Here is a 26,023-nt window from a genome sequence, read left to right on the forward strand (position 1 = left end):
TCTTAAACTTTGGGCCAGCCGGCCTGCGCCGCCCGGCGCAGGCTGGAGCGCACCACGGCGCGGTGGAAGGGCGCGATCAGCAAGATATACAGGCGGCCCAGGCGGTTGTGGCAGTGGACCACGGTGGACAGCGTCAGCCGATGGGGGGCCCCGTTTGCACCGGGCGCCGTGCAGAACACCGACAGCCTGAAATCGAGGTGACGGTCATCTTCGCCCAGCACGATCTCGTGCCGGGACGTGCTGTAGATCCGGAAAATGCCGATACGCCTGATCTTGCCCGCCGGATCGACGCGTGCCAACTGGGCGGAGGTCTTGAGGCCGAACCCGGCGACCAGCAGGTCCCGCAGTTTCATGAGTTGCTGCACCCACGGCGCCTGGTTCAGCAGGATGAAGTTGGCCAACTGCTCCGGGTTGGTGTTTGACCCCGGTGGAAGCGCCACGGCGAAGGCATCCGCCAGGTTGGTGCTGGCGTATAGGCGCGTGACGGCCGACTCGGCGGGGAGGGGGACAGCGGTGATGCTTTGAAGGTTTGACATGGTCATGGGTGAATTAAATCAGGTCTTGCCGCACCCTTGCGAAACTCATCCGGCGTGGCCCCGGCCAGCCGTTTGAACATGGCAATAAACGCCGAGGCGCTGCCGTAACCGAGGTCCAGCGCAATGGTCTCCACGGTTTGGCCGGCTTCGAGCAGTGGCATGGCCTTGACCACCCGCAGGCGCTGGCGCCACTCGGCCAGGGACATGCCCAGGTCGCGCTGGCAGCGGCGCATCAGGGTGCGTTCGGTGGTGTGGGCGGCGTGCGCCAGTTCGGGCACCGAGCGGTTGTCGCCGGGCTGGGCTTGCAGCATGCGCAGCACGGCGGCCAGTGCCGGGTCTTCCGAGGTGGGCAGGTAACTGCCCGCACAGGGTGCCCGTGCCAGCTGGTCGACCAGCACCTGCAGCAGACGCGCCTCGGGTTCGGTGTCGGGCACGCCTGCGGGTTGTTGCTGCAGGTGTTCCAGCAGGGCGCGCACCAGCGGGCTCACGGTCAGCGCGCAAGGTGTGCGGGGCAGGGCGGCGCACTGTGGCGGCGCGATGTAGAGCGAGCAATGGTGTGCCTCGTAACGGTTCAGCCCCACATGCGCGACGTCGGGCGGCAGCCACACGCCGTACTGCGGTGGCGCCAGGTAGTGGTGGTCGGCTACCTTCACCTCCATCACGCCGCGAAAGGAATACACAAACTCGCCCCACGCATGCTGGTGCTGCGGGTAGATGCCCTCGGCCGGCGTCACGGCGCTGCGAAACATGATGGGCGCAGGCAAATGCGGGCTGGACAGCGCAATGTCCAGTTTGGGGCTCAGGATGGGCATGGTTGTCGGCTATGGCGTATGGCTTGTCTGATTTTCACTATATCAATGAAAGCCGTCAATTCAATAATTCCCCCTCACGCTGAACATACCCAAGGAACCCCGCATGGACACCCGCAAAGCACTCGACTCCCAGGCCATTGGCCTCATGCTGGTGCTGTGCGTCATCTGGGGCCTGCAGCAGGTGGTGCTCAAAGCCACGGCGGCCGACATTGCGCCCATCCTGCAAATCGGCCTTCGCTCCGGCGCGGCGGCGGTGCTGGTGGGCTTGCTGATGGCCGTGCGCGGCGAGCGCATGTCGCTGGCCGACGGCACGTGGCGCCCCGGCGTGGTGGTGGGCTTGTTGTTCGGGCTGGAATTTTTGCTGGTGGGCGAGGGCCTGCGCCACACCAGCGCCTCACACATGGTGGTGTTTCTGTACACCGCGCCCATTTTTGCCGCGCTCGGCCTGCACTGGAAGCTGCCCGCCGAGCGCCTGGGCACCGTGCAATGGCTGGGCATCGCGCTGGCCTTTGGTGGCTTGGCGCTGGCCTTTTTTGGCCGCAACCCGCCCGCAGTGGCCGTGCCCGGCAACCTGCTGTGGGGTGACTTTTTGGGCCTGCTGGCCGGCATGACCTGGGGTGCCACCACCGTGGTGGTGCGCTGCTCCACGCTCTCCAAAGCGCCCGCCACACAAACGCTGCTCTACCAGTTGGTCGGCGCCTTTGTGCTGTTGCTGGGGGTGGCGCTGGCCACCGGTCAGGCCCACTTCAACCCCACGCCCCAGGTCTGGGCCAGCCTGGCGTTTCACTCACTGGTGGTGTCGTTTGCCAGCTTTTTGGTGTGGTTCTGGTTGTTGCGCCAGTACCTGGCGTCCCGCCTGGGCGTGTTCTCTTTCCTCACGCCGCTGTTTGGCATCCTGTTTGGTGTGTGGTTGCTGAACGAGCCGATCGAGCTGAGCTTCTTGCTCGGTGCCGTGCCGGTGCTGGCGGGGATTGTGCTGGTGAGCGGGGGCGCATGGGTGACGCAGGCTTTGGGTGGGTTGGGGTGGCGGCGGGGTTAAACGAACATCCCCCCCGACACTTCAATGCGCTGTGCATTCACCCAGCGGTTGTCCGCCGACACCAGCGACGCAATCATGGCGCCGATGTCGTCGGCCTCGCCCACCCGGCCCAGGGCGGTTTGTGAGGCGACAAAGCCGTTGAGTTGTGGGTTGTCACGCACCGCGCCGCCGTTAAAGTCGGTGGCGATGGCGCCGGGGGCGACGGTGTTCACCGCGATGCCGCGTGGCCCCAGTTCCTTGGCCATGTAACGCGACAGCACTTCCACAGCGCCCTTCATCGCCGCGTAGGCCGCGTAGCCGGGCAGCGCGAAGCGGGTCAGGCCCGATGAGAGGTTGACGATACGCCCGCCGTCGGCCATCAGGGGCAACAGCTTTTGCGTGAGGAAGAACGGGCCTTTGACGTGCACGTTCACCAGGTCATCGAACTGCGCCTCCGTCGTGTCCATCAAAGAGGCATGGGTGCCGAAGCCCGCGTTGTTGACCAGCACGTTGAACGTGTCCCGGCCCCAGCGGCTCTGGAGTTCATGGCCGACTTGCGACGCAAATCGGGCAAAGCTGCTGCTGTCCGACACGTCCAGCGCGATGGCCACGGCTTGTCTGCCGGTGGCTTCAATCTCGGCCACGGCCGACTGTGCTTCGGCCTGTTGTGACTTGTAGGTGAGGATGACGTCATGGCCCTTGGCGGCAAGATGCAGGGCGGTGTTTCGGCCGAGACCGCGGCTGCCGCCAGTGACCAGGGCGATGGATGAAGAGGTTGGCATGTGAATGGCCTTTGTGATGTGCTTGCGGGGTGGGGTGAACGAAGCTCAGTTTATTGAATGCATATTTACAAATAAAGACAGGTGGCCTGACTACTTTGTTCGTTAATATTGAACAATGAGCCTTCTTGACCACATGCGAATCTTCACCCGGGTGGCCGAGCTTGCCAGCTTCACTCAGGCGGCCGACCACCTGGGCCTGCCCAAGGCCAGCGTGTCCACCGCCGTGCAGCAGCTGGAGAACTCGCTGGGTGTGCGCCTGTTGCACCGCACCACCCGCAAAGTGAGCTTGACGCAGGACGGGCAGGCTTTTTATGAGCGCAGCAAAGACGCGCTCGCCGACATGGACGACCTGCAAACCATGTTCCAGACGCAGGCCGCCAATGCCTTGACGGGGCGCGTGCGCATCGACATGTCGACCGTGATCGCCCGTGACGCCGTCTTGCCCCGGTTGGCCGAGTTGCTGGCAAGCCACCTGCAACTGGAGGTAGAGGTCAGCAGCACCGAGCGCCGGGTCGACCTGATCCGCGAAGGCTTTGATTGCGTGGTGCGCGCCGGCAAGGTGCTTGAGCCGGGTTTGATCGTCAAGCCGATTGGCGAACTGCGCGTGGTGAACTGTGTCAGCCCGCACTACATGGCGGCGCACGGCGTGCCCCTGTCTCTCGACGATCTGCCCAGACACCGGCTGGTGCATTACGTGGCCATCCTGGGCGGCAAGTCGGACGGGTTTGAATATGTGCGCGATGACAAGGACCACGCTGTGGTCATGACGGGCCAGGTCACGGTCAACAACGCCGTGGCTTATCAGGCGGCGTGTGTGGCGGGCCTCGGCCTGATTCAGGCGCCTGTGGTGGGGCTGCGGGACTTGTTGGCGCGCGGGCAGTTGGTCGAGGTGCTGCCCCAGTTTCAGGCCCGGCCCATGCCCCTGTCACTGGTGTACGCCAACCGCCGCAACCTGTCGACCCGTGTGCGGGTGGTGATGGACTGGCTCACGGTGGTGATGCGGGACTACATTAACGCCACTCGCTACCCTTGAACATCGCACCATGAAGAACACACGGGCTATCCCTCCAAAAAAACCATCGCTGCGTCGTCAATTTGCATTGAAGCTTGTCATGCTGGCTGTCGCATGGGCCAGTGTCGAGGCTCATGCATCGCAACGGGTCACTGAACCCTATGCGGGACGCAACGCGGAGGTGTTCGTGCCGTCCACGCTTCCTGCCACTGGATCCAGGGCGCTGGTTGTCGTATTGCACGGCGGTCTTGGCAATGCGCAACGCATTTCCTCCGGACAATCTGAAAGCGCGATGAACATGAATCGGGTTGCCGAAGACGGCGGTTTTGTGGTGGCCTATTTGAATGGAACGCCCGTGACACGCCTCTTTGGCGATGACAAATTGGGGTGGAATGCCGGCAAATGCTGCGGCCAGCCGGTACAGAAAAAGGTCAACGACGTTGCTTACATTGAAGCCGCTGTCAAAGCAATTTCCGCCAAGTATGGGGTCGACCCCCACCGCATTTATGGCGTTGGCCACTCCAACGGCGCGATGATGACGCAACGGGTCATGTGCGAGTCTTCGTTGTATGCGGCGGCCGTGCCGATCTCTGGTCCACTGGACATTGACAATCCTCGCTGTCCCCACGCAGGGGGAAAACGACTGATTGCCATTCATGGTGAGAACGATCAAAATGTGCCGATTGGCGGCGGACAAGGCACCAAAGGAATTTCGCGCGCTAACTTTGAATCCGAGGCGGCCACGGCCAACGTCTGGCAGAACGCCGGGGCCACGTATGACCTCCAAATCATCAAGGGGGCGGATCATTCGGTGGAGGCTATTGGCGCTCAAATCGTCAAATCAGAGTCCAGAACGTTAGCGCAAAAGATCGCCAGGTTCTTTGGCCTGATTTAGCGGGATCACGACGTCCCATCGATGGTTTTCGCTGCCAGGCCCACTTGCTCGAACAGCGCTTGCAGATCATGCTCAAGGTCACCGTTATCTGCCAGTCAGTGTGCGCGTGGTGATGGACTGGCTCACGGTGGTGATGCGGGATTACATCGGAGTGTCATTCAATGACCTTCCTGAATTCTGAGCAGACCTTGCGTTGACAAGGTGTTGCCAACGCCCAAAACGATTCCGCCAATGATGCCGGCTTCCCGTCCTACGCGCGAGTTCTCGATCGTCAACCTTCTTGTGGCCAATGGGGGGGCGCGCCGATAGACTGCGGCGCGAACGCCTGACAGCAAGTCATCGCTCATGTGAGCCAGTTTGCCCCCTAAAACGATGCTGGCCGGGTTGAACATATTCACCAGCGTGGCAACCACCTCACCAATTTGCGAGGCGGCTTCACGTACCAGCCGGATAGCCGTGGTATCACCAGCGGAGACAAGGGCCCCAAGGTCTGGCAATGGCTCGGCGTCGTTGCCCTTGATGTCTTTGATTTGCCGCATGATGGCGTTCACCGACGCGATGGCTTCTATGCATCCTGTATTCCCGCAGGCACATGTGACATTGGCACCTTTTTCAACGCGAATGTGGCCGATATCGCCCGCATCGCCGTCTGCGCCACGGTGGAGTTCCCCGCTTTTCGTAATGATTCCGCAACCGATGCCACTGGCGACTTTGATGAAAAGTAGTGGTGATTCAGACGCAGGTCTTGAGCGGGCCTCACCCAATGCCATTAAATTCACGTCGTTGTCGACCAGTACCGTGGCATGGGTTCTTTTCCTGAGCCATTCGGCGATGGGGAATCCATCCCAACCAGGCATGATGGGTGGCCGAACCGACACGCCATTTTCAAAGTCGACGGGGCTGGCCACGCCCACCACGATGGCCCGAATGGGGGTGTTCGACAGCTTTTGTAGCTCGCGCATTTCAGTGAATTTGACGACAATTTTTTCGAGCAGGGCCTCCGGTGGAATGCTGAAGTCGGGTGAAAAAGCTTCTTCGGCCAACTTGCGGTGCCCGAGGTCGGCGATCACCAATCGCACATGTGTGATGCCAATGTCTGCCACCAGTATGGATCCGGCATGGGCATTCAGCGTCAGTCCGACAGACGGTCTGCCGCGTCCCGCGTACTTGGCTTTTTGTTCACTGAACAGACCCGCATCCAGCAACGGTTGCACATGGTCAGAGACGGTTGATCGCGCCATGCCCGTCAGCCTTGCGATGTCGGCCCTTCCAATGCCTGGATGCGTGGAAATCAGCCGTGCTAACTCACTTTGAATCTCCAGTTTTCCAAGCCGAAACACAGTGGACCCAGCTTCACTGGGGTGATCGGCTCCGACGAGGTTGGTGTGCTTCATACGTGTTTTGGGTGGCGATGGGAAAAGACTTCCAGATGTTTAATTAAATCAGAAATCACCTAGGTGTTAACCCTAATTCGTCAATAGATGTCATATTTATAACGAATCTCGGCATAAATAATACAAAAGATCATAGTTGTGAGCTAAATATAAACTTGCTGAAAATTAACTGGGCCTAAAAGGCAACAGGAGACAAGCATTGTGTGAAGTTCGTGAAATCAACGCCGTGCGCGAACATCAGGCCAAAGTGGATACTTTTTGACTCCCCGCGAGTCATCCAAATAACACTGACTGCAAAGGAATCTTCCATCGATCAAGAAGTCTCAAGCCACACCTCTCAAACCTCGATCACGTCATAAAAATCAGCGCGAACGCGCTATATAGGAGTCAATATGAAACTGAAGAAAATTGCCATCGCCTTGGCTGCAACTGCGTCTTTCTCCATGGGTCTGGTTGCCAATGTGCAAGCCGCAGACTACGCCGTGGTGCTCAAGACCTTGGCGAGTCCCTACTGGGTGGCCATGAAGGAAGGTGTTGTTGCCGAAGCTAAAAAGCGCGGCGTGGAAGTCGATGTGTTTGCTGCAGCGGGTGAAGACGACATCACAGGGCAGCAGCGCCTGATGGAAGATGTCATCAACAAGAACTACAAAGCCGTGGGTGTGGCGCCCATCTCCCCGGTGAACCTGGTTCAGGCCATGGCCTCTGCTACCAAAAAAGGCATCTACGTCATTAATATTGACGAGCGCGCGGACATGGGGCAACTCAAAGCAGCAGGGGGTAGCGTGGTGGCATTTTTGTCCACCGACAACCTCGCGTTGGGTGAAAAAGCGGGCAAGTTCATTTTGAAGAAAATCGGAGCGGGCGGTGGCAAAGTCGCCATCATTGAAGGCAAGGCCGGCAACTCCAGCGGTGATGCCCGTCGTGATGGTGTCAAGAAGGCCCTGGCAACCCAGGCGAATGTGCAGCTCGTTGCCAGCTTGCCTGGTGACTGGGATCGCTCCAAAGCGCTGGATGTGGCCAACACCATCCTGCAACGCAACCCCGATCTGAAGGCGATCTATGCGGCCAACGATGGCATGGCTCTCGGTGCCTTGCAGGCTGTCAAGAATGCCAACAAGCTGGGCAAGGTCATGGTCATTGGCACCGACGGTGTGCCTGAAGCCATCGACTCGGTGAAGCGCGGCGAACTCACCGCCACCGCGGCACAGGATTCGGCGGGCATGGGTGCCAAGGCACTCGACGTCATGATCACCACGCTGAAGAACAAGCCGGCCATCAAGGTCGATGCAGCGCCCGCATTCGTCGCTGTTGACTCACAAATTGTGTCCAAGGACTAAGACTGTTTTCCCGGGCAGGGGGCGATCTCCTTGCCCGGGCTGTTGAAGTTCAACTCAGAAATATATGACCAACTTGATCGATGTCCGCGGAATTGTGAAGCGGTTCGGGAGCAACACCGCATTGCAGGACGTGAGTTTTGACGTCCATTGCGGCGAAGTTCATGCGCTTCTGGGTGAAAACGGGGCCGGTAAATCAACGCTCATGAAAATTCTGAGCGGCATCTACCAGCCCACGGCTGGTGAAATTCAGCTCGGTGACACGTGCTACAGCGCACTGACACCTGACATCTCCAAGAAATTCGGTATCCGGTTGATCTACCAGGAACTGAGCGTCATCGACTATTTGTCCATTGAAGAGAACCTCTTTGTTGGCAACCTGCCCACACGAAAAATACTGGGTGTGCCGGTGGTCAACCATGCCCTGATGCGGGAAAAGGCGTCCGATGCGCTCAGGCGTGTGGGACTCAACCGGAGCCCGGCCACCTTGGTTGGCAAGCTGTCCATTTCCGAAAAGCAGCAGGTTGAAATTGCCAAAGCCTTGGCAAGCGACGCGAAGGTCATCATCATGGATGAGCCAACGTCTTCTCTCACCGACGAAGAGGTCAAGCACCTTTTCCAGGTCATTGGTGAACTCAAAGCGCAAGGTATCGGGATTGTCTACATCTCCCACAAACTCAAGGAAATACCGATCATCGCGGACCGTGTCTCGGTGCTGAAGGATGGTCGTTATGTCGCGACGTTTCCTGCCAAGACCACCGAACCCCAGAAACTGATTGCGGCGATGGTTGGCCGCGAGGTGGAGGCCGGACGCCCCAAACCCTTGGCCAGCGCCGGTCACGAAGAAGTATTCAAGGTTGTGAACATGACGACGGTTGACGACCGTGTGAGGGATGTGAGCTTCACGTTACGTCGGGGTGAAATACTGGGATTTGCCGGACTGATTGGTTCGGGCCGCAGTGAACTGATGGAAGCCATTTTTGGTGCGCGCGAGCTGAAGTCGGGACACATTGTTTTCAACGGCAAGAAAATTGAAGTCAAGTCCCCTTATCACGCGGTGAAAGCGGGCATGGCATTCGTCACCGAAGACCGCCGCCATACAGGTTTCTTCCACAATTTTTCGATCGCACAGAATATTTCAATACTGCCGTCCCTCAAGACTGCAAAAAGACAGCTCTCACTGCAAAGAATGGATTTTGCCCAAGAGAAGTCATTCGGTGAACAGTACAAAGCCAAGCTGCGCATTCGCTGTGCTTCGCCAGACCAGAACATCACCGAACTGTCTGGCGGAAACCAGCAAAAAGCCATCATCGCCAAGTGGCTGGCGGCCGACAGTGACCTTTTTATCTTCGACGAACCCACACGCGGTATCGACGTGGGTGCCAAGAGCGAGATCTACCAGATCATGCGGCAGCTTGCAGATGCAGGCAAAGGAATCCTGATGGTCTCGTCAGAACTTCCCGAATTGCTCAGCGTGTGCGATCGCATCGCGGTCTACAAGGATGGGTACATCGCCGAGATGCTGGATAACGCAGACGCGACCGAAGAAAACATCATGCACATCGCAACCACCTGAACACGGCAAGAACATGGAAAAAACAATGATCACCTCACCCAAGGCTCCAAGCGCAAGTGACAGCCCCAAGGCAAAGCTTGACCTGAGCACGCTGTGGCAAAGCTACGGGACCCTTGCCATTCTCTTCATACTGGTTGCCATCTGCAGCGCCCTGTCACCAGAATTCTTTCTGACCAAAGACAACCTGATCCAGGTGCTGCTGCAAAGCTCGGTGATGATCCTGCTGGCCTGCGGCGTCTTCTTCACCATATTGATTGCGGGTATCGACCTGTCGGTGGGCTCCATGCTGGCGCTGACCGGGATGGTCACCGCACAACTCATGGTGGCCGGTTGTCCTCCCTGGTTGGCGGTTTTGTTGGGCGGGATCGTGTTGGGGGCCCTGCTGGGCGCCATCAATGGCGTCTTGGTGAACGTCACCCAGTTGCACCCCTTCATCATCACGCTGGGCATGATGGCCATCTACCGGGGCCTGACGCTCATCATTTCGGATGCACGCTCTGTCTTTGGTTTCCCGGCGGATTTTTCCAATGTGGTTGCAGGTCGGTTGCTGGGCATACCGGTGCCGGTACTGGTTGCCATTGCCGTGGCCGGATTCCTGTACTTCCTGGCGTCATACACCCGGCTGGGAAGAAACATCTATGCGTTGGGTGGCAACGCCCAAGCCGCCTGGTTCTCCGGCATCAACATCAAGCTGCACACCCTGGTGGTGTTTGTGATTTCCGGCGTTTGTTCGGGTATTGCAGGGGTGGTTACCGTTGCGCGCACGGGTGCTGCCGAGCCCAATGCGGGCACCGGGTTTGAAACCTTTGCCATTGCGTCAGCCATTATTGGCGGCACCAGCTTTTTTGGTGGGCGCGGACTGGTCACGGGTGTGGTGGTCGGTGGTTTGATCATCGGCGTGATTAGCAACATTCTGAACATCATGAACGTTCAGTCCTACTACCAGCAAATCGTCATGGGTGCGCTGATCATTGGTGCGGTGACTGCAGACAAATTGTTTGGCAAACAAAAGTAGGCCTGCATTCATCCATCGAACCATGGCGTCAAACATGTCCAATTCAAAAATTATTCTTTTAGTTCCTGCACCCCGAAAAGTGGCGGACATATTCACCCCAGCGCATCTGGAGCGTCTCCGGGCCTTGGGGGAGCTTCATGTGTTTGACGATGCGCCCCCAACGCAGGCGCAGTATGACGCGCTGGCCCCCCGATTGGAGATACTCATCGGGCAACTGGATATGCCGCAGGCCAGAATCGAAGCCGCGCCGAACCTCAAAGCCATCTTCAATGTGGAAGGCAACTTCCTTCCCAACATTGACTACGCCTGTGCCATTGCGAAGAGCATCCGGATACTGAACATCAGCCCCGTCTTTGCCGAGCCCGTTGCGGAGGCCGCCCTGGGTATGGCCATTGACCTGGCACGCGGCATCAGCCGCTCGGATCGTTACTTTCGTGAAGGATGCGAAAAGTACGGTCTGGATGCCAATCGCGAAGCCTATTCGCTTCGCAGGCAAACCATTGGATTCATTGGGTTTGGTGATTTGGGCCGCGCCATCGTGCCTTTGCTGGCGCCATTCCACCCGATCCTCAAAGCGTATGACCCCTGGTTGCCCACGGAATTCATCGCGTCTTACCAATGCCAGGCTGCGGATCTGGAGGAGGTGTTGACCACTTCAAAAATCGTGTTTGTCGTCGCCGGCGTCACATCGCAGAACCAGGGTTTTCTGGGGCGTGATGCATTTCTGTCCATGAGGCCCGGTGCCAGTCTGGTCTTGGTCAGCCGGGCTGGTGTGGTGGATTTTGAGGCCATGCTCGATGTGGCGCAGACCGGTCATATTCGCGTGGCGACCGATGTGTTTCCTGTGGAGCCGTTGCCCAAGCAGCATCGGGCACGCCAGGGCGACTATTTGCTGTTGTCCCCTCACCAGGCCGGCGCCCTGGACGATGCACTGGCCAACATTGGCGTGTTGGTGACATCCGATGCCGAGCTGATCGCCCGCGGTTTGCCGCCTTGTCTTTGCAAGGTCGCTCAACCCGAAACGGTTGCCATGTTCCGCAGCAAGCCGGTCGACAAGAGCTGAGCAAGCCGACTTCGCCATGCAGTTATCCGTTCGCGCTCTGACACAAGAGCTATTCAAGGGGTGGCCTGCCTTTGTCATGCGACAGAACGGCCTGACCCTTAGCGTGGTGCCCGGCGTGGGCGGGCGGCTCATGGGCGTCAACCTGGCGGGCCAGGAACTTTGTTTTGTGCATCCGGAACTGGAGGGGCGCACGTACTCAGGGGATGCTTCTGACTGGGCTGCTCTGTGCGGGGACTGGAATTTCCCGCTCTGGGGGGGTGGCAAGACATGGGTGGCGCCGGAGTCCGATTGGCCACAAGGGGCGCCTCACCGTGATCTCGACAGCCTGCCCTGGATCGTCAAAGAGGTTTGGTGCACCGCTGAGTCCATGGGCGTGGCCGTTCAAAGCCCGATCTGCAGCGCATCCGGACTTCAAATCAGTCGACGCCTGACGTTGCCTGCGAATGCCACCGCGTGGACGGTGGAACATACCCTGGCCAATTGCGGCACCGATGTACGTACTTGCGGGGTATGGGACGTGTTGATGCTGTGCAGGCCAGGCAGGGTCTCGGTGCCCTTGGCGTCAATCCACCCGACGCACCCCTGCGGCGTTGCCGCATTGCCCGGAAAAGAGCCGCTGGCGTCGTTGGTGGGCAACGGCACGGTCGAAGTGTCTGCCGGCCATGCACGCATTCATTGCGTGACGGCCAGGGAATTCAAGTGCGGCCTCTACAGTGAAGAAGGACTGATCCACGCTGATTTTGAGGACTGGGGTATCCGCTACGCCCGTCGTTCGCTGGTTGACCCGAGCCAAGCCTATGCGCATGGCCACCCGATCGAGGTCTTCAACGCCCCCAGGCTGGATTACTTCGAAGTCGAGACCCATTCTCCATTGCAGCAACTCAGTCCCGGTGACTGTATTCGCTACCTCATTCACGAACGCGTTAGCTCCCTCCAGGGAGATCCGCACCCACCCTCAACTTTTACTGAAAAGGAAACAACATGAACACATTAGGTATCCACGCATTGGTATGGGCCGGTGACCTGGCACCCGCCTCTGCGCGAAAAATCATCCAGAGTTCCAAGGAAGCGGGCTACGACCTGGTTGAGCTGTCTTTGCACGCGCCGGAGGTGATGGATGTCGCATTGACACGTGATTTGCTGCAGGAGTTCGGCATGAAGGTCGGATGCTCACGTGGCTTGTCTTTTGCGGCAGATGTGTCCAGCGAAGACCCCGAATGCGTGGCCCGCGGCATCACCATGCTTGAAGAGGGCGTCACCCTTGCCGCAGAACTGGGTGGTAACTACTTTGGCGGCATTCTGTATGGTGCCATGGCCAAATACCCGGGCCCCCTGACGGAAAAGGGACGTCGTCATGCCACCGAATCCGTCAAACGGATGGCGGACTTTGCTGCCAAAAAGGGGGTCACACTCGGTCTGGAGGTGGTGAACCGTTATGAAAGTAACCAGCTCAATACCGCCATGCAGGCGCTGGAAATGCTGGACAAGGTCGATGCCCCCAATGTGAAAGTCCACCTCGACACTTACCACATGAACATTGAAGAGTCCGATTTCCTGCGTCCGGTCCTTGCCTGTGGTGAGCGCCTGGGCTATGTCCATATTGGCGAGAGCAACCGCGGCTACCTGGGCACTGGCACCATCAATTTCCCGGAGTTTTTCGATGCCCTGGCCACCATTGATTACCAAGGTGTCATCACCTTCGAGAGCTTTTCTTCGGCTGTGGTTGACCACAACCTGTCGAACGCACTGTCTGTCTGGCGCAATTTGTGGAGCGATGGCATGGACCTGGCCAAGCACGCGCGCCAGTTCATGGCAGATGGTGTTACCCACGCCAAGAAACCTTGATACCCCATGAACAAGCCGGTCATGACGACGCTCGAGTCCTTCCCAATCTTGACGTTTGAGCAAGCCAGCGCCAGACTGCAGCAACACTTGATGGGTGAGTCCCGAACCATCGTGGGCGTCATTGGCCCCCCCGGATCAGGCAAGTCAACGCTGTCTTTGCGCCTGCAAGCCTTGTACCCGGACCGCTCGCAAATTGTGCCGATGGACGGTTTTCACCTGGCCAATGTGGAGCTGGCTCGCCTGGGTCGCTCTTCTCGCAAAGGCGCGCCGGACACGTTTGACAGCCATGGCTACGTGTCCCTGCTCAGGCGCTTGCGTCAACAAGCGCCTGATGAAACAGTCTATGCACCTGAATTTCGTCGCGAGATTGAGGAACCCGTTGCGGGGGCCATTCCCATTTTCCCCGAGGCCCAATTGCTGATTGCCGAAGGCAACTACCTGGCCCTGGATCAAGGCGGTTGGCGCCATGTGGCGGGCCTGCTTGATGAGATTTGGTACGTTGACGTGGATCCTGCACTCCGGTTGGAGCGACTGGTGGCGAGGCATATGCAGTTCGGTCGCTCCAGACAGGCGGCCCGGGACTGGGTGCAAAGCACTGATGAGCCCAACGCGCGCCTGATTGAATCCACCATGGACCGCGTGCATTTCAAGGTCCAAGTCAACTAGCCCTGACTATGACCCATCAAGACAATCAAAACCGTTCCCCGGTCGAATGGACGCTGCGATGGTCCTTTGGCGAAGTGACCGTGCAAGCCCTCGGTGGCATGTTGGCACCGCTGACATTTTTGTTGCCCGATGGCAGGACCATTTCACCGCTTCAGGTCGCTCCGTGGGGCGTGGAAAACAATCCGGCATTGCCGGGTGTTCTGCGCAGACTGCGAGGGGAATGGCCTTGCCTGCCCTATGGTGCGAGCAGAGCGCCCAAGGGGCTGCCGCAGGGGTGGACGGCGCATGACGCAGAAGACTCGTGGGATCACGGCTACACCGCCAACCATGACTGGTATCTCATTGGCCAGACGGATGAGGCCCTGACGGTGGGGATTGTCTATCCCGAAGGAAGTCCCATTGAACGCCTTGAACGGGTGGTCCGACCGTCAAAGAATTCGGCTTCCGTCGATGTGGAGCTAACGGTTCATGCCCGCCAGCGTGTTCAGCTGCCGCTTGCATTGCACCCTACCTTTGCCATCCCCGAATCTGGTGTAGAAATCATGTCGGCCCATGCTGAGCGCATCGATACCTATCCCATTCCCACGGAACCCGGTGTCTCCCGCTTGCAGCCCAACGTTTCTGCCGCCTCAATGGATGCGATGCCAACAGCATCCGGCACGTTGGATTTCCATCGGCTACCGCTGCCCTACAACACCGAAGAGTTGATGCAAATGGTGGACTGCAAGCCTCCATTCAAGTTGCGCTACCTGGAGGACCAGATCGATATCCACTTGGACTGGAACACCGCCGTCCTGCCCGACGCCTTGATCTGGATCAGCAACGCAGGCCGTCGTCATGCGCCATGGTCCGGTCGTCACTTTGCATTGGGCATAGAACCCATGTCGGGTTTCTTTGATTTGGGGCGCGTCGTGGTACCGGGGGACGAGCATCCTCTGTCGAGTCACAAAGGGGTGTTTCTGGACCCCGACAAGCCGCTTGTGGTGAGCTACTCCGTGGCAGCTTCTCTCAGCCCTGAGCCACTCTGACACAAACCACCCCTCCCACAAGCTTTTGCCTCGCTGTCCGTGTTTTTTTCCCCTTCGAAAAGTTCTCTCTATGTCAAACCAACTTGAATCGCTTAAGCAATACACCACCGTGGTGGCCGACACGGGCGACTTTTTCCAGCTTGCACAATACAAGCCCCAGGACGCCACGACCAACCCTTCCCTGATCTTGAAATCGGTACAAAAGGCCGACTACCTGCCCTTGCTGCAAGAGACTGTTGACCGTTTTCGGGGGGAGGCGACCGATGAAATCGTTGACCGTCTTCTGGTGCGCTTTGGCTGTGAAATTCTCCAGCACGTACCGGGTCGCGTATCGACCGAAGTGGATGCGAGGCTGAGCTTCGACACCGCCGCGACCGTGAAGCGAGCCCATCGCCTAGTGGCGATGTACCGTTCAGAGGGCGTGGGGCTGGACCGGATTCTCATCAAGATCGCCTCGACATGGGAGGGCATTCAGGCGGCCAAACAATTGGAGCTATTGGGAATCCACACCAACCTGACTCTACTTTTTTCGCTCTGCCAAGCCGTGGCTTGCGGACAGGCCAAGGTCCAGCTGATCTCACCGTTTGTGGGCAGAATTTATGACTGGTACAAAAAGGCCGCCGGACCGACCTGGGATGAGGCGCTTAACAGCGGCGTCAACGATCCGGGGGTCAAGTCGGTGCGCGAGATATTCAACTACTACAAACATTTTGGCATTGCGACTGAAGTCATGGGTGCGAGCTTTCGCAACGTGGGTCAAATTCAGGCGCTGGTGGGTTGTGACCTGTTGACCATCAGTCCCCATTTGCTAACCGAGCTCAGCGCCAGCACGGCCCCCCTGGCGGTGCTGCTGAAGGCGGCGGAGGCCGGACAACGGGTGCTGGTGGAGCAGGTCTTTGATGAGTCCCAATTCAGATTCGCCCTGAATGAGGATGCCATGGGGACTGAAAAATTGTCCGAGGGCATTCGTGCATTTTGTGCGGACTCCGTGGTGCTGGATCAAATGATCCAGGCGGGTTGATTTCATGACACACACCGTTAAGCCTCGTCGCCTTCGCCTGGGCATGGTCGGAGGGGGGCAAGGTGCCTTCATTGGCGCGGTGCACCGGCTGGCGGCACGGCTCGATGACGACTACGAGCTGGTGGCGGTAGCGCCATCTTCTGACCCGGACCGCGCATTGCAGAGCGGTTTGGAGATGCGCATTGACCCGACGCGCATCTACACCGATTTTCGGGAGATGGCACGCCTGGAGGCGCAGCGCGACGATGGCATTGACGTGGTCTCTATCGTGGTGCCCAACTACTTGCACTTTGACGTTGCCAAGGCCTTCCTGGAAGCGAGCTTGCATGTCATGTGCGACAAACCCCTTACCACCCTGCGAAGTGATGGTGAAAAACTGCTGCTGCTTGCCCGGCAGAACAACTGCCTGTTTGGCCTTACGCACAATTACAGCGCATATCCCTTGGTGCGGGCCGCACGTGACATGGTGGCAAACGGCATATTGGGTGACTTGCGCATCGTGCAGGTGGAATATGCACAAGACTGGCTGGCACAGCCTCTGGAGGACTCCGGGAATCGCCAGGCCAGTTGGCGCACGGACCCGGCGCTTGCGGGGCCGGCCGGATGCCTGGGTGACATTGGGTCGCATGCGGCGCATCTGGCCGAGTTTGTAAGCGGCGAGGCGCCCCGTGAGATCAGTGCAGAACTCACCAGCTTTGTGCTTGGCCGCCGGGTGGACGACCATGTGCAAATCCAGTTGCGTTATGCCAGCGGTGCCCGTGGCCTGTTGTGGGCCAGCCAGGTGGCATGCGGTGAAGAGAATGGACTGCGTTTGCGGGTCTACGGTAGCAAGGCTTCCCTGCGATGGCAGCAGGAGCAGCCCAATGAGCTTTGGTTCACGGCGCTGGGGCAACCAGCACGGCGGCTGACGCGGGGCATGTCTGACTTGCCGCAATCCGCAACGGATGCAACCAGACTGCCGCAAGGCCACCCTGAAGGCTTCATTGAAGCCTTTGCACAGTTGTACCGTGACTTTGCGCTGGATATCCGCGAGCATCAGCGCGGAGAAGCCGTGATGAGGGCCCGTGTGCCGGGATTGGATGAAGGCATTCGCAGCCTTGCCTTCATTGACGCTGCGCTCAAGAGCAATAACCTCAACTCAGCCTGGGTTACGGTGGATTGAAAGTCATATTGGAGTAGCGCAGCTTGGCGGCTGCGCTGGCCCTAGCTGGTGCATGCGTAGCCTGACTCCAGTCTTCCCGCGTCAAGCCCTGCGGTACGCGGCCAAACGCTTTGTCCCGCGTCACCAAGATCGCACCTGTCGCCTTGACGTGAGCGGCGATCATCATGTCCATCGGTGCCAGCGTGATACCGCCAGCCTCGCACTCAGCGCGCAGGTCGCCGTAAACATGCCCCACTTCCGCCGTCCATGGCATGACTTCCACCCGCGCTAGAAATTCATGAACCCGGGCTGATAACCCGACAGGGTGGCCGCGCTTGGCGACGCCGTACAGCCATTCCGCCTGGGTGATGGCCGGCATATCGCCCTTGATGATGTGACCGGCAATGTGGGTGTCGAGCATGTAGAGCGTCATGCGGCGGCATCCGCAAAGGGGTCGCGCACTTGCTCGCCCTGGTTGCGGTCGACCTCCGACATGAAGTCTGCGGGAACCTGTGTGGTTTCATAAAGGGCAAAGAGGCCATCCCATGAATCGGGGCGACGGGACAAGACCACGTCCCCTGTGGCGGGGTCTCGGCGTATGTAGACCTTGTTGCAATCGAAGCGAAACTCCAGCGGCAAGTGAACGACTTGCGCGTCGCTGATGGTGAAAATTTTGGCGGTGCTGCTCATACGAAGAACTTCTCTTTCAATGAATCCCCCTCAAACCACCCCCGCCCGCTCCAACATCGCATGCAACAGCACATTGCACCCGGCGGTAATGTGTTCCGGTTTCGCATCCTCAATCTCGTTGTGGCTGATGCCGTCTTTGCAGGGGATGAAGATCATGCCGCTGGGCGCGAGCTTGGCCATGTAAACCGCATCGTGCCCGGCGCCGGAGACGACGGGCATGTTGGAGTAGCCCAGCTTGGCCGCGGCGCGGGCCACGGCGTCGATGCAGTCGTTGTGAAAACCGATGGCCGAGTAGCTCGACACCAGTTCAATGTTCACCTCCAGCCCGCTGTCCTTCGCTACCTTGGCGGAGAAGGCTTTGACCTCGTCAGCCATCTGGTCCACCAGCGCGTCGGTGGCGTTGCGCAGGTCAATGCTGAATTTGACGCGGCCGGGGATCACGTTGCGGCTGTTGGGGAACACCTGCACCATGCCCACGGTGCCGCGGCCATGTGGCGTGTGGCGCAGCGCGCTGGCCACCACCTCTTGCATGATGTGGGTGGCGGCCTGCATCGCGTCCTTGCGCAGCGCCATGGGGGTGGGGCCGGCGTGGGCTTCCATGCCGGTCACGGTGCAGTCAAACCAGCGGATGCCCAGCACGCCCTGCACCACGCCAATGGTGACGTCGTGGTCTTCAAGCACCGGGCCTTGTTCGATGTGCGTCTCGAAATACGCGCCAATCGGGTGGTCGCCAGGCTCCTGCTTGCCGATGTAGCCAATGCGCTCCAGCTCGCCTTTCACGCTTTTTCCTTCGGTATCGGTGGCGGCATACGCATGCTCCAGCGTGAAGGCCTTGGCGAACACGCCTGAGCCCATCATTACCGGCACAAAGCGCGAGCCTTCTTCGTTGGTCCAGAAGGCGACTTCAATCGGGGCTTCGGTTTCTAGCCCCAAGTCGTTGAGCGTGCGCACCACTTCCAGGCCCGCCAGCACGCCGTAGTTGCCGTCGAACTTGCCACCGGTGGGCTGGGTGTCGATGTGGCTGCCGGTCATGATGGGCGGCAGGCTGTTGTTGCGCCCGGCACGGCGCATGAAGCCGTTGCCGATTTTGTCGATGGTCACCGTCATGTCGGCCTGCTTGGCCCAGGCCACCACCAGGTCGCGCCCCTGTTTGTCGAGGTCGGTCAGGGTCAGGCGGCAGACGCCGCCTTTGGGCGTGGCCCCAATTTTTGCGAGCTCCATCAGGGTGTCCCACAGGCGGGGGCCGTTGATGCGAATGGAATCCAGGTCGATGGCGGTTGCAGTGTTCATGGTGTGCTCCGGAAAAGGTTGGGCCAGGCTGGTTGTCAGCGGAGGACGGCTGTCGGTGCCAGCGTCTCGGCCCGTTGTTTGTTCGCCGCAAAGTTCGCGCCAAATGCAGGGCGCTTGATGTAGCGGCCCACGCCGCGCTCGGCGCGCAGGTCGCCCTGCACAAACACCAGCTTGCCCTGGCTCACGGTGTGGCTGGGAATGCCCTTGACCGTGCGGCCCTCGAAGATGTTGAAGTCACCCTTGCTAAACTGCGTTTTGGCAGACAGCGTCTTGGTGCCTTGCGGGTCCCACACCACCAGGTCGGCATCGGAGCCCACTGACACGCTGCCTTTTTGCGGGTAGATGTTGAACAGCTTGGCGGTGTTGCTTGACGTGATGGCGACGAACTCGGAGGGCGTGAGCCGCCCGGTGTTCACACCCGCGTCCCAGATGACGGCCAGGCGTTCTTCCACGCCGCCGCAGCCGTTGGGGATCTTTGAAAAGTCGTCTTTGCCGGCCGCTTTTTGTGCCGCGCAGAAGGTGCAGTGGTCGGTCGCGGTGGTGTGCAGGTTGCCGCTTTGCAGGCTGCGCCACAGGAATTCCTGGTTGTTTTTGGAGCGAAACGGCGGGCTCATCACATGGGCGGCGGCTACTGAGAAGTCGGGGTCGCGGTACACGCTGTCGTCCACCACCAGGTGCCCGGCCAGCACCTCGCCATACACGCGCTGGCCGCGGGCGCGGGCACGGGCAATGGCCTCGGCCGCCTCGATGCAGGACACGTGCACCACGTAGATCGGCACATTCAGCACCTCGGCAATGGCGATGGCGCGGTTGGCGGCTTCGCCTTCCACCATTGGCGGGCGCGAGAGCGGGTGGCCTTCAGGACCGGTGATGCCCATCTCGGCCACCTGCTTTTGCAGCAGAAAAACCAGTTCGCCATTTTCCGCGTGCACGGTCGGCATGGCACCCAGTTCCATGCAGCGCTTGAAGCTGTTCACCAGCGTTTCGTCGTCGCACATGATGGCGTTTTTGTAGGCCATGAAGTGCTTGAAGCTGTTCACGCCCTCTTGCTGTACCAGTGTGCCCATGTCGTGTTTCACCGACTCGTCCCACCAGGTGATGGCGACGTGAAAGGAATAGTCGGACGCGGCTTTTTCGGCCCAGCCGCGCCAGGTCTGGTAAGCCTCCATGATGGACTGCTGCGGGTTGGGAATGACAAAGTCGATGATGGTGGTGGTGCCGCCCGCCATGCCGGCGGCCGTGCCGGTGAAGAAGTCGTCCATGGTGGTGGTGCCCATGAAGGGCAGCTGCATGTGGGTGTGCGGGTCGATGCCGCCGGGCATGACGTACTGGCCGCCGGCGTCCACCACCGTGGCGCCTGCCGGGGCTGAGAGGTTCTCGCCCACCGCGGTGATCTTGCCGTCCTGGGTGATGACGTCGGCTTTGAAGGCGCGGTCGGCGTTGACCACGGTGCCGCCACGAATGAAAAGGGTGCTCATGAGTTGCTCCTGAATGTATAGCTGCTTGCGCACATGGAACGGGGGCTAGAGGTCATTTTGATCCCTAAACCGGTGGGAATCAAGCCTCTTGCGCAACCCGCAGGGGGTTGTTCGGGTGGGTGGTCCAGTCGGCGTGTTGGGCGCTGACGGTTTTGCCGGTGCGCAGGTCCAGCTCGCCGGGGGCGAGGTCGCGCAGGGTGATGCACTCGGGCACCGGGCACACCACGGCGCACAGGTTGCAGCCCACACATTCGTCCTCGCGCACCTCGAAAAAGCGCTTGCCGTCCTTGGTGGTGGTGATGGCCTGGTGCGAGGTGTCTTCGCACGCAATGTGGCAGCGCCCGCACTGGATGCAGTTGTCCTGGTTGATGACCGCCTTGCTGATGTGGTTCAGGTTCAGGTAACGCCAGTCGCTCACCGTGGGCACGGCCTTGCCGCGGAAGTCGTCAATCGATTGGAAGCCCATCTCGTCCATGTAGTTGGATAAACCGTCCGTCATCTCCTGCACGATCTTGAAGCCGTACACCATGGCGGCGGTGCACACCTGCACCGTGCCCGAACCCAGCGCGATGAAGTCCAGCGCATCGCGCCAGTTGCCCACGCCGCCGATGCCGCTGATGGGCAACCCGGCAGTGAGCGGATCACGCGCAATTTCGGCCACCATGTTGAGCGCAATGGGTTTGACGGCCGGGCCGCAGTAACCGCCGTGCGAGCCCTTGCCGCCGGTGCTGGGGCTCATCTTCAGCGTGTAGGGGTCCACGCCCATGATGGAGTTGATGGTATTGATGAGCGACACCGCATCGGCCCCGCCGCGCTTGGCCGCGCGGGCCGGCAGGCGCACGTCGGTGATATTGGGAGTGAGCTTCACGATCACCGGTAGCCGGGTGTACTGCTTGCACCACGCCGTGACCATCTCGATGTACTCAGGCACCTGGCCCACGGCGGCGCCCATGCCGCGCTCGCTCATGCCGTGCGGGCAGCCAAAGTTGAGTTCAATGCCATCCGCACCGGTGTCTTCCACGCGCGGCAATATGGCTTTCCAGGACTCCTCCACACAGGGCACCATCAGCGACACCACCATGGCGCGGTCCGGCCAGTTGCGCTTGACCTCGGTGATCTCGCTCAGGTTGAGTTCCAGGTCGCGGTCGGTGATGAGCTCGATGTTGTTGAACCCCATGAGCCGCCGGTCCGGCGTGAGCAGCGCGCCATAACGCGGGCCGTTGACGTTGACCACGGGTGGCCCGGCCTCGCCCAGTGTTTTCCAGACTACGCCGCCCCAGCCGGCTTCAAAGGCGCGGTTGACGTTGTAAGCTTTGTCGGTGGGCGGCGCAGACGCCAGCCAGAAGGGGTTGGGGCTTTCAATGCCCGCGAACGTGGTGTGCAGATTGGCCATGAAGAGCTCCGAAATGTGAGGGGTGATGAGGGGTGGCGTTGGGCAGATCGGGCCGGTTCAGGCGCGCACGAGGTGCGCGTGAATGGCCCGTGCCGACTGCTTGCCGTGTTCGACCGCTTCAACCGTCAGGTCCAGCCCGCCCGCACGGCAGTCGCCCCCCGCCCAGACGCCGGGCAGGCTGGTCAGCCCTTGCGCGTCGGTGGCAAGGCGGCCGCCGTCCAGCGTCAGGCCGGCCTGGGCCAGCACCGGGTTGCCCAATTGCTGTCCGATGGCCTTGAGCACCATGTCGGCCTCCCAGGTGATCTCGCGGCCCGTGGGTTGCAGCTTGCCATCGGTCAAGGCCTGTTCGGCAAAACGCACGGCGCTCACATGGCCGTTGTGGCCCAGAATTTCCACCGGGGCCAGCCACTGGTGCAGCACCACGCCGTGGGTCTGCGCCCATTCCTGTTCGGCCCGGGAGGCCGACATCGTGTCCGGCCCACGGCGGTACACCATATGAACCACCTTGGCGCCCAGCAGCTTGCTCTGCACCGAGGCGTCCACCGCCGTCATGCCGCCGCCAATCACGATCACACGCCGACCGACGGGCAGCGTGGCCAGGTCTTCGGTCTGGCGCAGCGTGGCGATGAAGTCCACCGCGTCCTGCACCCCGTCCAGCGCTTCACCGGGCACCTTGAGCTGGTGCGTGCTGCTCAGGCCCATGCCCAGAAACAGGGCGTCAAAGTCCTGGCGCAGGGCATCGAGTTGCGCGGGCGTTTCCAGCTTCCAGCCGGTGCGCACCTCAATGCCGCCGAGGTCCAGCAGCCACTGCACCTCGGCCTGGGCGAAGTTGTCGGGTGTCTTGTAGCTGGCCAGGCCGTATTCATTGAGGCCACCGGCCTTGGCGCGGGCGTCAAACACCACCACGTCATGGCCCTGGCGCGCCAGCGTGTGGGCACAGGCCAGGCCGGCCGGGCCAGCGCCCACCACCGCCACCTTTTTGCCGGTGCTGGCGGCGCGGGTGAAGAGTTGCGGTTTGTCGCTTTCCATCAAGGCGTCCACGGCGTGGCGTTGCAAGCGGCCAATGGCCACCGGCTTGCCCTCCTGCGTGTTGCGCACACACACGGCCTCGCACAGGTTCTCGGTTGGGCAGACGCGGGCGCACATGCCGCCCAGCGGGTTGCTCTCCAGAATGGCGCGCGCCGAGCCGCGCAGGTTGCCATCGGCCAGGCGCTTGATGAAGGACGGCACATCAATGCTGGTGGGGCAGGCGGTGGCACAAGGCGCATCAAAGCAGTACAGGCAGCGCTCGGCTTCCAGCACTGCCTGCGCCTGCGTGAACCGGGGCGTGGCATCGCCAAAGCGCTGGGCATACTCCGACGCGTTGAGCCGACCGGGACGAACATCAGGGGAGGATGAAATGGACACGCTGGTAACTCCTGAAAAAGTGGACCCAAAACCGCAAGCTGAAAAATCTGACCGTTTAGTCAACTTCTGCCTGAATACTAGCAATACATGTGCCACCGTGCAACTAGGGGTTTGCACCAAGTTGGTCTTGTCACGGCCCCGTCACGTGGGCTACATAAAGTGGACGTGTCCCATTGTTTTTGTTGGAGGTGTTGGCATGTTGTTGCGAAGTGTGGCGTCCGTGATGGTCGCGTTGAGTCTGATTTCCTGTGCCTCCACCAGCACGCCCTCCGGGTCGTCAGCGGGTACGTTGGGCGGTCAGGCTTACTCGTTTGGTTTGTGGGGCGACATGCCGTACAAAAAAGCCGGGGACGACCCCAAGTTGCCCGCCGTGCTGAACAGCATCAACGCCTCCGACATCGCGTTTTCGATTTACGACGGTGACATCAAGGACGGCAGCTCCAAGTGCACGGACGACATCTACACCGATGCGCTCAAGATGTTCGGCAGCATGGCCAAGCCCGTGGTCTACGTGCCCGGTGACAACGAGTGGACCGATTGCCACCGCATCAACAACGGGGGTTATGACGCGCTGGAGCGCCTGGCGCATATTCGCCGCGTGATGTTCCCCACGCTGAGCAGCCTGGGCCAAAACCAGATGGCGCTAGAGCACCAAGGCAAGCCCGGCGAGAAGTATGTGGAGAACACCCGTTTCAGCCATGGTGGTGTGGTGTTTGCCGGCATCAATATGCCGGGCAGCAACAACAACCTCATCTTGAATGCCAAAGACTGCGCGAACAAGAGTGCCCGCAATGCCGCGCAATGCGATGCCGCCAATGCCGAGTACCTGGAGCGTGACGCCGCCAACGTGGTGTGGCTGAAAGCCGCCTTTGCACAAGCCCAGGCCCAAGGCGCCGCGGGTGTGGTGGTTGTGGTGCAGGCCGACCCCGGTTTTGACTTGCCCGAGACCGAAGAGGTTAACGAAAGCAACGCACCGGGCGTCATCGGCTACCGCAATTTCATGGATGCACTGGTCGCACAAACCGAAGCCTACAAGGGCCAGGTGCTGTTTGTGCACGGCGACACGCACTTCTTCAAGCTCGACAAGCCCCTGTACAGCCCTGCCAAACTGCTGCCCAACCTGACGCGCCTGCAAACCTTTGGCAGCCCCTCGCTGCACTGGGTCAAGGTGACGGTGGACACCGCATCAGCCAATGTGTTTCAGGTGCAGCCGGTGATCGTGAAACAGCCTTGACGAGCAGGGTTGATTTTTGAGGGGAGCCGCCGATCCGTCAGCTTTGTGGTTTGGATTCAACCGGTCGATGCAACACACTAGAAACTGCGCAAGCAGAAGGAGTGTTGCAGAAAATCGGAAGCGGTTACGTGAATTCCGTGAGCGATTTTTTATGTGACTGGCTTCAGCGGGCTGCGTGTATCTCCGTGCGCCAAAAATGGGTTACTTTATTCGTCCCCTCTAGAAGTTGTCTGGCGTGCCTTGAACTTGCTGCTATTAATGGTAACGATGACTTGGGAGAACAATTCGTCGAAGTAAGTTGACCACAGGTGCGTCAATCGTGGCGCCACATGTCGCCGAAGACGGTGTATTCACCGTCCTTGCGATCAGCACCCGGCGCGTCGTACAGAACGAGCCAGCTCGGCGTACCTGGTACCAGCCCTGGCGGCAGGTTGCAAAGGGCCTCCGCGCGGTTGATGCCGCGACCGTGTGGCAAGGAGACCGATTCAGTCAGCGCTATCTCAAAACGCACCGACTCGCGGTTGGCGGCCAGCATGGGTTTGGCACCCGACCATTTGAAGACGCGAATCTCGCCATCGAGCATCATCGTCGGCCCGGCGAGGATGTACAGGTCGTCGCCAACCATCCACAGCCAATCGCCCGAGAAGGCAGCGCCAGAAAGGTTGGCGTGGATCAGCGTGCCGGGCAACCGCGCTAACGAACAGATCCCCGAGAATCAACGCTTGGGGCTGCCCACCGGCCCGCGCCGCGACTGCGACTGATTGCTGCCGCCCACGTGCGCCTCGCGGTCGCTACGGCTGTCCGGCGTACGGTGCCCTTGATTCAACTGCGTGGGCTGCTGCTCACCCAGCTTGTTGGTGTCGTTTTCGACCTTGCCGGTATGAGGGGCCTGTTTGTCACGTGGGTTTTGTTTGCTCGTCATGGTGGTTTCCTTGTCAAGTGGACCGTTGAGATTGCATACACAGCTGGACGGCGCTGCCCCGGTTTTTTGTATTCGGTATTTCTGATATTTCTAATCTATCTTCTTCAAACGCAGTCATCGTTTTTCGCCAGCTTCTTTAAGGAAGGAGAACAGACAATTAAGTCTATATCTAACGTACAGGCGCGCTTTGTTCGATAACGAACATTGCTGGATTGATCTGGAAAATTTTGTCCCAACCCTCAATGTTGAGTATTGGCCGGAGTCATCCGCAGTCGTGATGCCTTCGGCTGTTGGTTACGCTTGACTCGATGACCGCAATGGAGGACCTTGAAGCTACGACTCCTTTTGGTCGTAGGACGAAACCGCTGTCGCGGTAGTCTCCGAGCCGGCGTGTGTGTTTTGCACAGGGGGATGTGCGTGCCTATGTTGTGAATTGAGGCAATTGGCCTCGTTCACAACAGGAGCACAGCC

Annotated in this window: 26 protein-coding genes; 14 read left to right on the top strand and 12 right to left on the bottom strand. The window is 59.9% G+C overall.

Translation table 11 applies throughout. The features are described from left to right. Nucleotides 1–2 precede the first annotated feature (2 nt). Together AC097N_RS19180 and AC097N_RS19185 are read right to left on the bottom strand one after the other, a co-directional pair. Nucleotides 3–536 carry a DUF2867 domain-containing protein gene (locus tag AC097N_RS19180; protein ID WP_479583671.1) on the bottom strand — a complete coding sequence of 178 codons (534 nt, stop codon included), beginning with the start codon at nucleotides 534–536 and terminating at the stop codon, nucleotides 3–5. 2 nt (nucleotides 537–538) lie between these two features. After that, nucleotides 539–1,348 (bottom strand): AraC family ligand binding domain-containing protein, encoded by an 810-nt coding sequence (locus tag AC097N_RS19185; RefSeq protein WP_479583672.1) that lies wholly within the window; start codon nucleotides 1,346–1,348, stop codon nucleotides 539–541. Between the two features lie 103 nt (nucleotides 1,349–1,451). Between AC097N_RS19185 and AC097N_RS19190 the strand changes: the two genes are divergently transcribed. Next, a complete protein-coding gene (locus AC097N_RS19190) occupies nucleotides 1,452–2,387 on the top strand; it encodes a DMT family transporter (RefSeq protein ID WP_479583673.1) in 936 nt (311 codons plus the stop codon). On the opposite strand, the gene AC097N_RS19195 is transcribed toward AC097N_RS19190, so the two are convergent. Next, nucleotides 2,384–3,148, bottom strand: a complete 765-nt coding sequence (locus tag AC097N_RS19195; protein ID WP_479583674.1) for an SDR family NAD(P)-dependent oxidoreductase — start codon at nucleotides 3,146–3,148, stop codon at nucleotides 2,384–2,386. The two genes, AC097N_RS19190 and AC097N_RS19195, sit on opposite strands and share 4 nt — an antisense overlap. A gap of 115 nt (nucleotides 3,149–3,263) precedes the next feature. Between AC097N_RS19195 and AC097N_RS19200 the strand changes: the two genes are divergently transcribed. Beyond that, nucleotides 3,264–4,181, top strand: a complete 918-nt coding sequence (locus AC097N_RS19200) for a LysR family transcriptional regulator (RefSeq protein WP_479583675.1) — start codon at nucleotides 3,264–3,266, stop codon at nucleotides 4,179–4,181. 79 nt (nucleotides 4,182–4,260) lie between these two features. After that, on the top strand, nucleotides 4,261–5,055 hold the full coding sequence (locus tag AC097N_RS19205) for a CE1 family esterase (protein ID WP_479583676.1): 795 nt from the start codon (nucleotides 4,261–4,263) through the stop codon (nucleotides 5,053–5,055). Between the two features lie 158 nt (nucleotides 5,056–5,213). Here AC097N_RS19205 and AC097N_RS19210 read toward each other — a convergent pair whose 3' ends face one another. After that, entirely contained in the window at nucleotides 5,214–6,449 is a 1,236-nt protein-coding gene (locus AC097N_RS19210) for an ROK family protein (protein ID WP_479583677.1), read from the bottom strand. 392 nt (nucleotides 6,450–6,841) lie between these two features. On the opposite strand from AC097N_RS19210, the gene alsB reads away from it, so the two are divergent. The 10 genes from alsB (at nucleotide 6,842) to AC097N_RS19260 (ending at nucleotide 17,159) form a co-directional block, all read left to right on the top strand. Then, nucleotides 6,842–7,786 carry a D-allose transporter substrate-binding protein gene (gene alsB, locus AC097N_RS19215; protein ID WP_479583678.1) on the top strand — a complete coding sequence of 315 codons (945 nt, stop codon included), beginning with the start codon at nucleotides 6,842–6,844 and terminating at the stop codon, nucleotides 7,784–7,786. A gap of 64 nt (nucleotides 7,787–7,850) precedes the next feature. After that, nucleotides 7,851–9,359: a sugar ABC transporter ATP-binding protein gene (locus AC097N_RS19220; protein ID WP_479583679.1), complete on the top strand. Its 1,509-nt coding sequence runs from the start codon at nucleotides 7,851–7,853 to the stop codon at nucleotides 9,357–9,359. Between the two features lie 25 nt (nucleotides 9,360–9,384). Next, nucleotides 9,385–10,374, top strand: a complete 990-nt coding sequence (gene alsC / locus AC097N_RS19225) for a D-allose ABC transporter permease (protein WP_479583680.1) — start codon at nucleotides 9,385–9,387, stop codon at nucleotides 10,372–10,374. Between the two features lie 34 nt (nucleotides 10,375–10,408). Continuing rightward, nucleotides 10,409–11,437 (top strand): hydroxyacid dehydrogenase, encoded by a 1,029-nt coding sequence (locus tag AC097N_RS19230; protein ID WP_479583681.1) that lies wholly within the window; start codon nucleotides 10,409–10,411, stop codon nucleotides 11,435–11,437. Nucleotides 11,438–11,453: 16 nt separating this feature from the next. Beyond that, nucleotides 11,454–12,422, top strand: a complete 969-nt coding sequence (locus AC097N_RS19235) for a hypothetical protein (protein ID WP_479583682.1) — start codon at nucleotides 11,454–11,456, stop codon at nucleotides 12,420–12,422. Beyond that, nucleotides 12,419–13,282 (top strand): sugar phosphate isomerase/epimerase family protein, encoded by an 864-nt coding sequence (locus AC097N_RS19240; RefSeq protein WP_479583683.1) that lies wholly within the window; start codon nucleotides 12,419–12,421, stop codon nucleotides 13,280–13,282. Before AC097N_RS19235 ends, AC097N_RS19240 begins: the two co-directional genes overlap by 4 nt. Nucleotides 13,283–13,288: 6 nt before the next feature. Then, nucleotides 13,289–13,948, top strand: a complete 660-nt coding sequence (locus AC097N_RS19245) for a nucleoside/nucleotide kinase family protein (protein WP_479583684.1) — start codon at nucleotides 13,289–13,291, stop codon at nucleotides 13,946–13,948. A gap of 8 nt (nucleotides 13,949–13,956) precedes the next feature. Further along, nucleotides 13,957–14,976 (top strand): hypothetical protein, encoded by a 1,020-nt coding sequence (locus tag AC097N_RS19250; RefSeq protein ID WP_479583685.1) that lies wholly within the window; start codon nucleotides 13,957–13,959, stop codon nucleotides 14,974–14,976. Nucleotides 14,977–15,046: 70 nt separating this feature from the next. After that, a complete protein-coding gene (gene tal / locus AC097N_RS19255) occupies nucleotides 15,047–15,997 on the top strand; it encodes a transaldolase (protein WP_479583686.1) in 951 nt (316 codons plus the stop codon). A 4-nt stretch (nucleotides 15,998–16,001) separates the two neighbouring features. Then, nucleotides 16,002–17,159 (top strand): Gfo/Idh/MocA family protein, encoded by a 1,158-nt coding sequence (locus AC097N_RS19260; protein WP_479583687.1) that lies wholly within the window; start codon nucleotides 16,002–16,004, stop codon nucleotides 17,157–17,159. Here AC097N_RS19260 and AC097N_RS19265 read toward each other — a convergent pair. From AC097N_RS19265 to AC097N_RS19290, 6 genes are all read right to left on the bottom strand, one after another. Then, nucleotides 17,146–17,571, bottom strand: coding sequence for a PIN domain-containing protein (locus AC097N_RS19265; RefSeq protein ID WP_479583688.1), 426 nt, complete (start codon nucleotides 17,569–17,571; stop codon nucleotides 17,146–17,148). The two genes, AC097N_RS19260 and AC097N_RS19265, sit on opposite strands and share 14 nt — an antisense overlap. Next, entirely contained in the window at nucleotides 17,568–17,828 is a 261-nt protein-coding gene (locus AC097N_RS19270; protein WP_479583689.1) for an antitoxin, read from the bottom strand. The genes AC097N_RS19265 and AC097N_RS19270 overlap by 4 nt, the downstream gene beginning before the upstream one ends. A gap of 30 nt (nucleotides 17,829–17,858) precedes the next feature. Then, complete coding sequence (locus AC097N_RS19275; RefSeq protein WP_479583690.1) at nucleotides 17,859–19,118, bottom strand: Zn-dependent hydrolase; 1,260 nt, start codon at nucleotides 19,116–19,118, stop codon at nucleotides 17,859–17,861. A 35-nt stretch (nucleotides 19,119–19,153) separates the two neighbouring features. After that, entirely contained in the window at nucleotides 19,154–20,596 is a 1,443-nt protein-coding gene (hydA, locus tag AC097N_RS19280) for a dihydropyrimidinase (RefSeq protein WP_479583691.1), read from the bottom strand. A 79-nt stretch (nucleotides 20,597–20,675) separates the two neighbouring features. Beyond that, on the bottom strand, nucleotides 20,676–21,989 hold the full coding sequence (gene preA / locus AC097N_RS19285) for an NAD-dependent dihydropyrimidine dehydrogenase subunit PreA (protein WP_479583692.1): 1,314 nt from the start codon (nucleotides 21,987–21,989) through the stop codon (nucleotides 20,676–20,678). A 57-nt stretch (nucleotides 21,990–22,046) separates the two neighbouring features. Then, nucleotides 22,047–23,396: an NAD(P)-dependent oxidoreductase gene (locus AC097N_RS19290; RefSeq protein ID WP_479583693.1), complete on the bottom strand. Its 1,350-nt coding sequence runs from the start codon at nucleotides 23,394–23,396 to the stop codon at nucleotides 22,047–22,049. A 196-nt stretch (nucleotides 23,397–23,592) separates the two neighbouring features. Here AC097N_RS19290 and AC097N_RS19295 point away from each other — a divergent pair, with 196 nt between their 5' ends. Further along, nucleotides 23,593–24,630: a hypothetical protein gene (locus AC097N_RS19295; protein ID WP_479583694.1), complete on the top strand. Its 1,038-nt coding sequence runs from the start codon at nucleotides 23,593–23,595 to the stop codon at nucleotides 24,628–24,630. A gap of 313 nt (nucleotides 24,631–24,943) precedes the next feature. Here AC097N_RS19295 and AC097N_RS19300 read toward each other — a convergent pair whose 3' ends face one another. Together AC097N_RS19300 and AC097N_RS19305 are read right to left on the bottom strand one after the other, a co-directional pair. Continuing rightward, nucleotides 24,944–25,318 carry a DUF3616 domain-containing protein gene (locus AC097N_RS19300; protein ID WP_479583695.1) on the bottom strand — a complete coding sequence of 125 codons (375 nt, stop codon included), beginning with the start codon at nucleotides 25,316–25,318 and terminating at the stop codon, nucleotides 24,944–24,946. A gap of 27 nt (nucleotides 25,319–25,345) precedes the next feature. Then, the gene (locus tag AC097N_RS19305; protein WP_479583696.1) at nucleotides 25,346–25,552 is read right to left on the bottom strand and encodes a hypothetical protein; all 207 of its coding nucleotides are present in this window, start codon (nucleotides 25,550–25,552) and stop codon (nucleotides 25,346–25,348) included. Nucleotides 25,553–26,023 lie beyond the last annotated feature (471 nt).

The sequence above is a fragment of the Rhodoferax sp. LS1R11 genome, assembly GCF_056521395.1.

Coding starts and splice junctions, on each gene's coding strand:
- AC097N_RS19180 (WP_479583671.1), bottom strand. CDS start 536: ATGTCAAACCTTCAAAGCATCACCGCTGTCCCCCTCCCCGCCGAGTCG.
- AC097N_RS19185 (WP_479583672.1), bottom strand. CDS start 1,348: ATGCCCATCCTGAGCCCCAAACTGGACATTGCGCTGTCCAGCCCGCAT.
- AC097N_RS19190 (WP_479583673.1), top strand. CDS start 1,452: ATGGACACCCGCAAAGCACTCGACTCCCAGGCCATTGGCCTCATGCTG.
- AC097N_RS19195 (WP_479583674.1), bottom strand. CDS start 3,148: ATGCCAACCTCTTCATCCATCGCCCTGGTCACTGGCGGCAGCCGCGGT.
- AC097N_RS19200 (WP_479583675.1), top strand. CDS start 3,264: ATGAGCCTTCTTGACCACATGCGAATCTTCACCCGGGTGGCCGAGCTT.
- AC097N_RS19205 (WP_479583676.1), top strand. CDS start 4,261: ATGCTGGCTGTCGCATGGGCCAGTGTCGAGGCTCATGCATCGCAACGG.
- AC097N_RS19210 (WP_479583677.1), bottom strand. CDS start 6,449: ATGAAGCACACCAACCTCGTCGGAGCCGATCACCCCAGTGAAGCTGGG.
- alsB (WP_479583678.1), top strand. CDS start 6,842: ATGAAACTGAAGAAAATTGCCATCGCCTTGGCTGCAACTGCGTCTTTC.
- AC097N_RS19220 (WP_479583679.1), top strand. CDS start 7,851: ATGACCAACTTGATCGATGTCCGCGGAATTGTGAAGCGGTTCGGGAGC.
- alsC (WP_479583680.1), top strand. CDS start 9,385: ATGATCACCTCACCCAAGGCTCCAAGCGCAAGTGACAGCCCCAAGGCA.
- AC097N_RS19230 (WP_479583681.1), top strand. CDS start 10,409: ATGTCCAATTCAAAAATTATTCTTTTAGTTCCTGCACCCCGAAAAGTG.
- AC097N_RS19235 (WP_479583682.1), top strand. CDS start 11,454: ATGCAGTTATCCGTTCGCGCTCTGACACAAGAGCTATTCAAGGGGTGG.
- AC097N_RS19240 (WP_479583683.1), top strand. CDS start 12,419: ATGAACACATTAGGTATCCACGCATTGGTATGGGCCGGTGACCTGGCA.
- AC097N_RS19245 (WP_479583684.1), top strand. CDS start 13,289: ATGAACAAGCCGGTCATGACGACGCTCGAGTCCTTCCCAATCTTGACG.
- AC097N_RS19250 (WP_479583685.1), top strand. CDS start 13,957: ATGACCCATCAAGACAATCAAAACCGTTCCCCGGTCGAATGGACGCTG.
- tal (WP_479583686.1), top strand. CDS start 15,047: ATGTCAAACCAACTTGAATCGCTTAAGCAATACACCACCGTGGTGGCC.
- AC097N_RS19260 (WP_479583687.1), top strand. CDS start 16,002: ATGACACACACCGTTAAGCCTCGTCGCCTTCGCCTGGGCATGGTCGGA.
- AC097N_RS19265 (WP_479583688.1), bottom strand. CDS start 17,571: ATGACGCTCTACATGCTCGACACCCACATTGCCGGTCACATCATCAAG.
- AC097N_RS19270 (WP_479583689.1), bottom strand. CDS start 17,828: ATGAGCAGCACCGCCAAAATTTTCACCATCAGCGACGCGCAAGTCGTT.
- AC097N_RS19275 (WP_479583690.1), bottom strand. CDS start 19,118: ATGAACACTGCAACCGCCATCGACCTGGATTCCATTCGCATCAACGGC.
- hydA (WP_479583691.1), bottom strand. CDS start 20,596: ATGAGCACCCTTTTCATTCGTGGCGGCACCGTGGTCAACGCCGACCGC.
- preA (WP_479583692.1), bottom strand. CDS start 21,989: ATGGCCAATCTGCACACCACGTTCGCGGGCATTGAAAGCCCCAACCCC.
- AC097N_RS19295 (WP_479583694.1), top strand. CDS start 23,593: ATGTTGTTGCGAAGTGTGGCGTCCGTGATGGTCGCGTTGAGTCTGATT.
- AC097N_RS19305 (WP_479583696.1), bottom strand. CDS start 25,552: ATGACGAGCAAACAAAACCCACGTGACAAACAGGCCCCTCATACCGGC.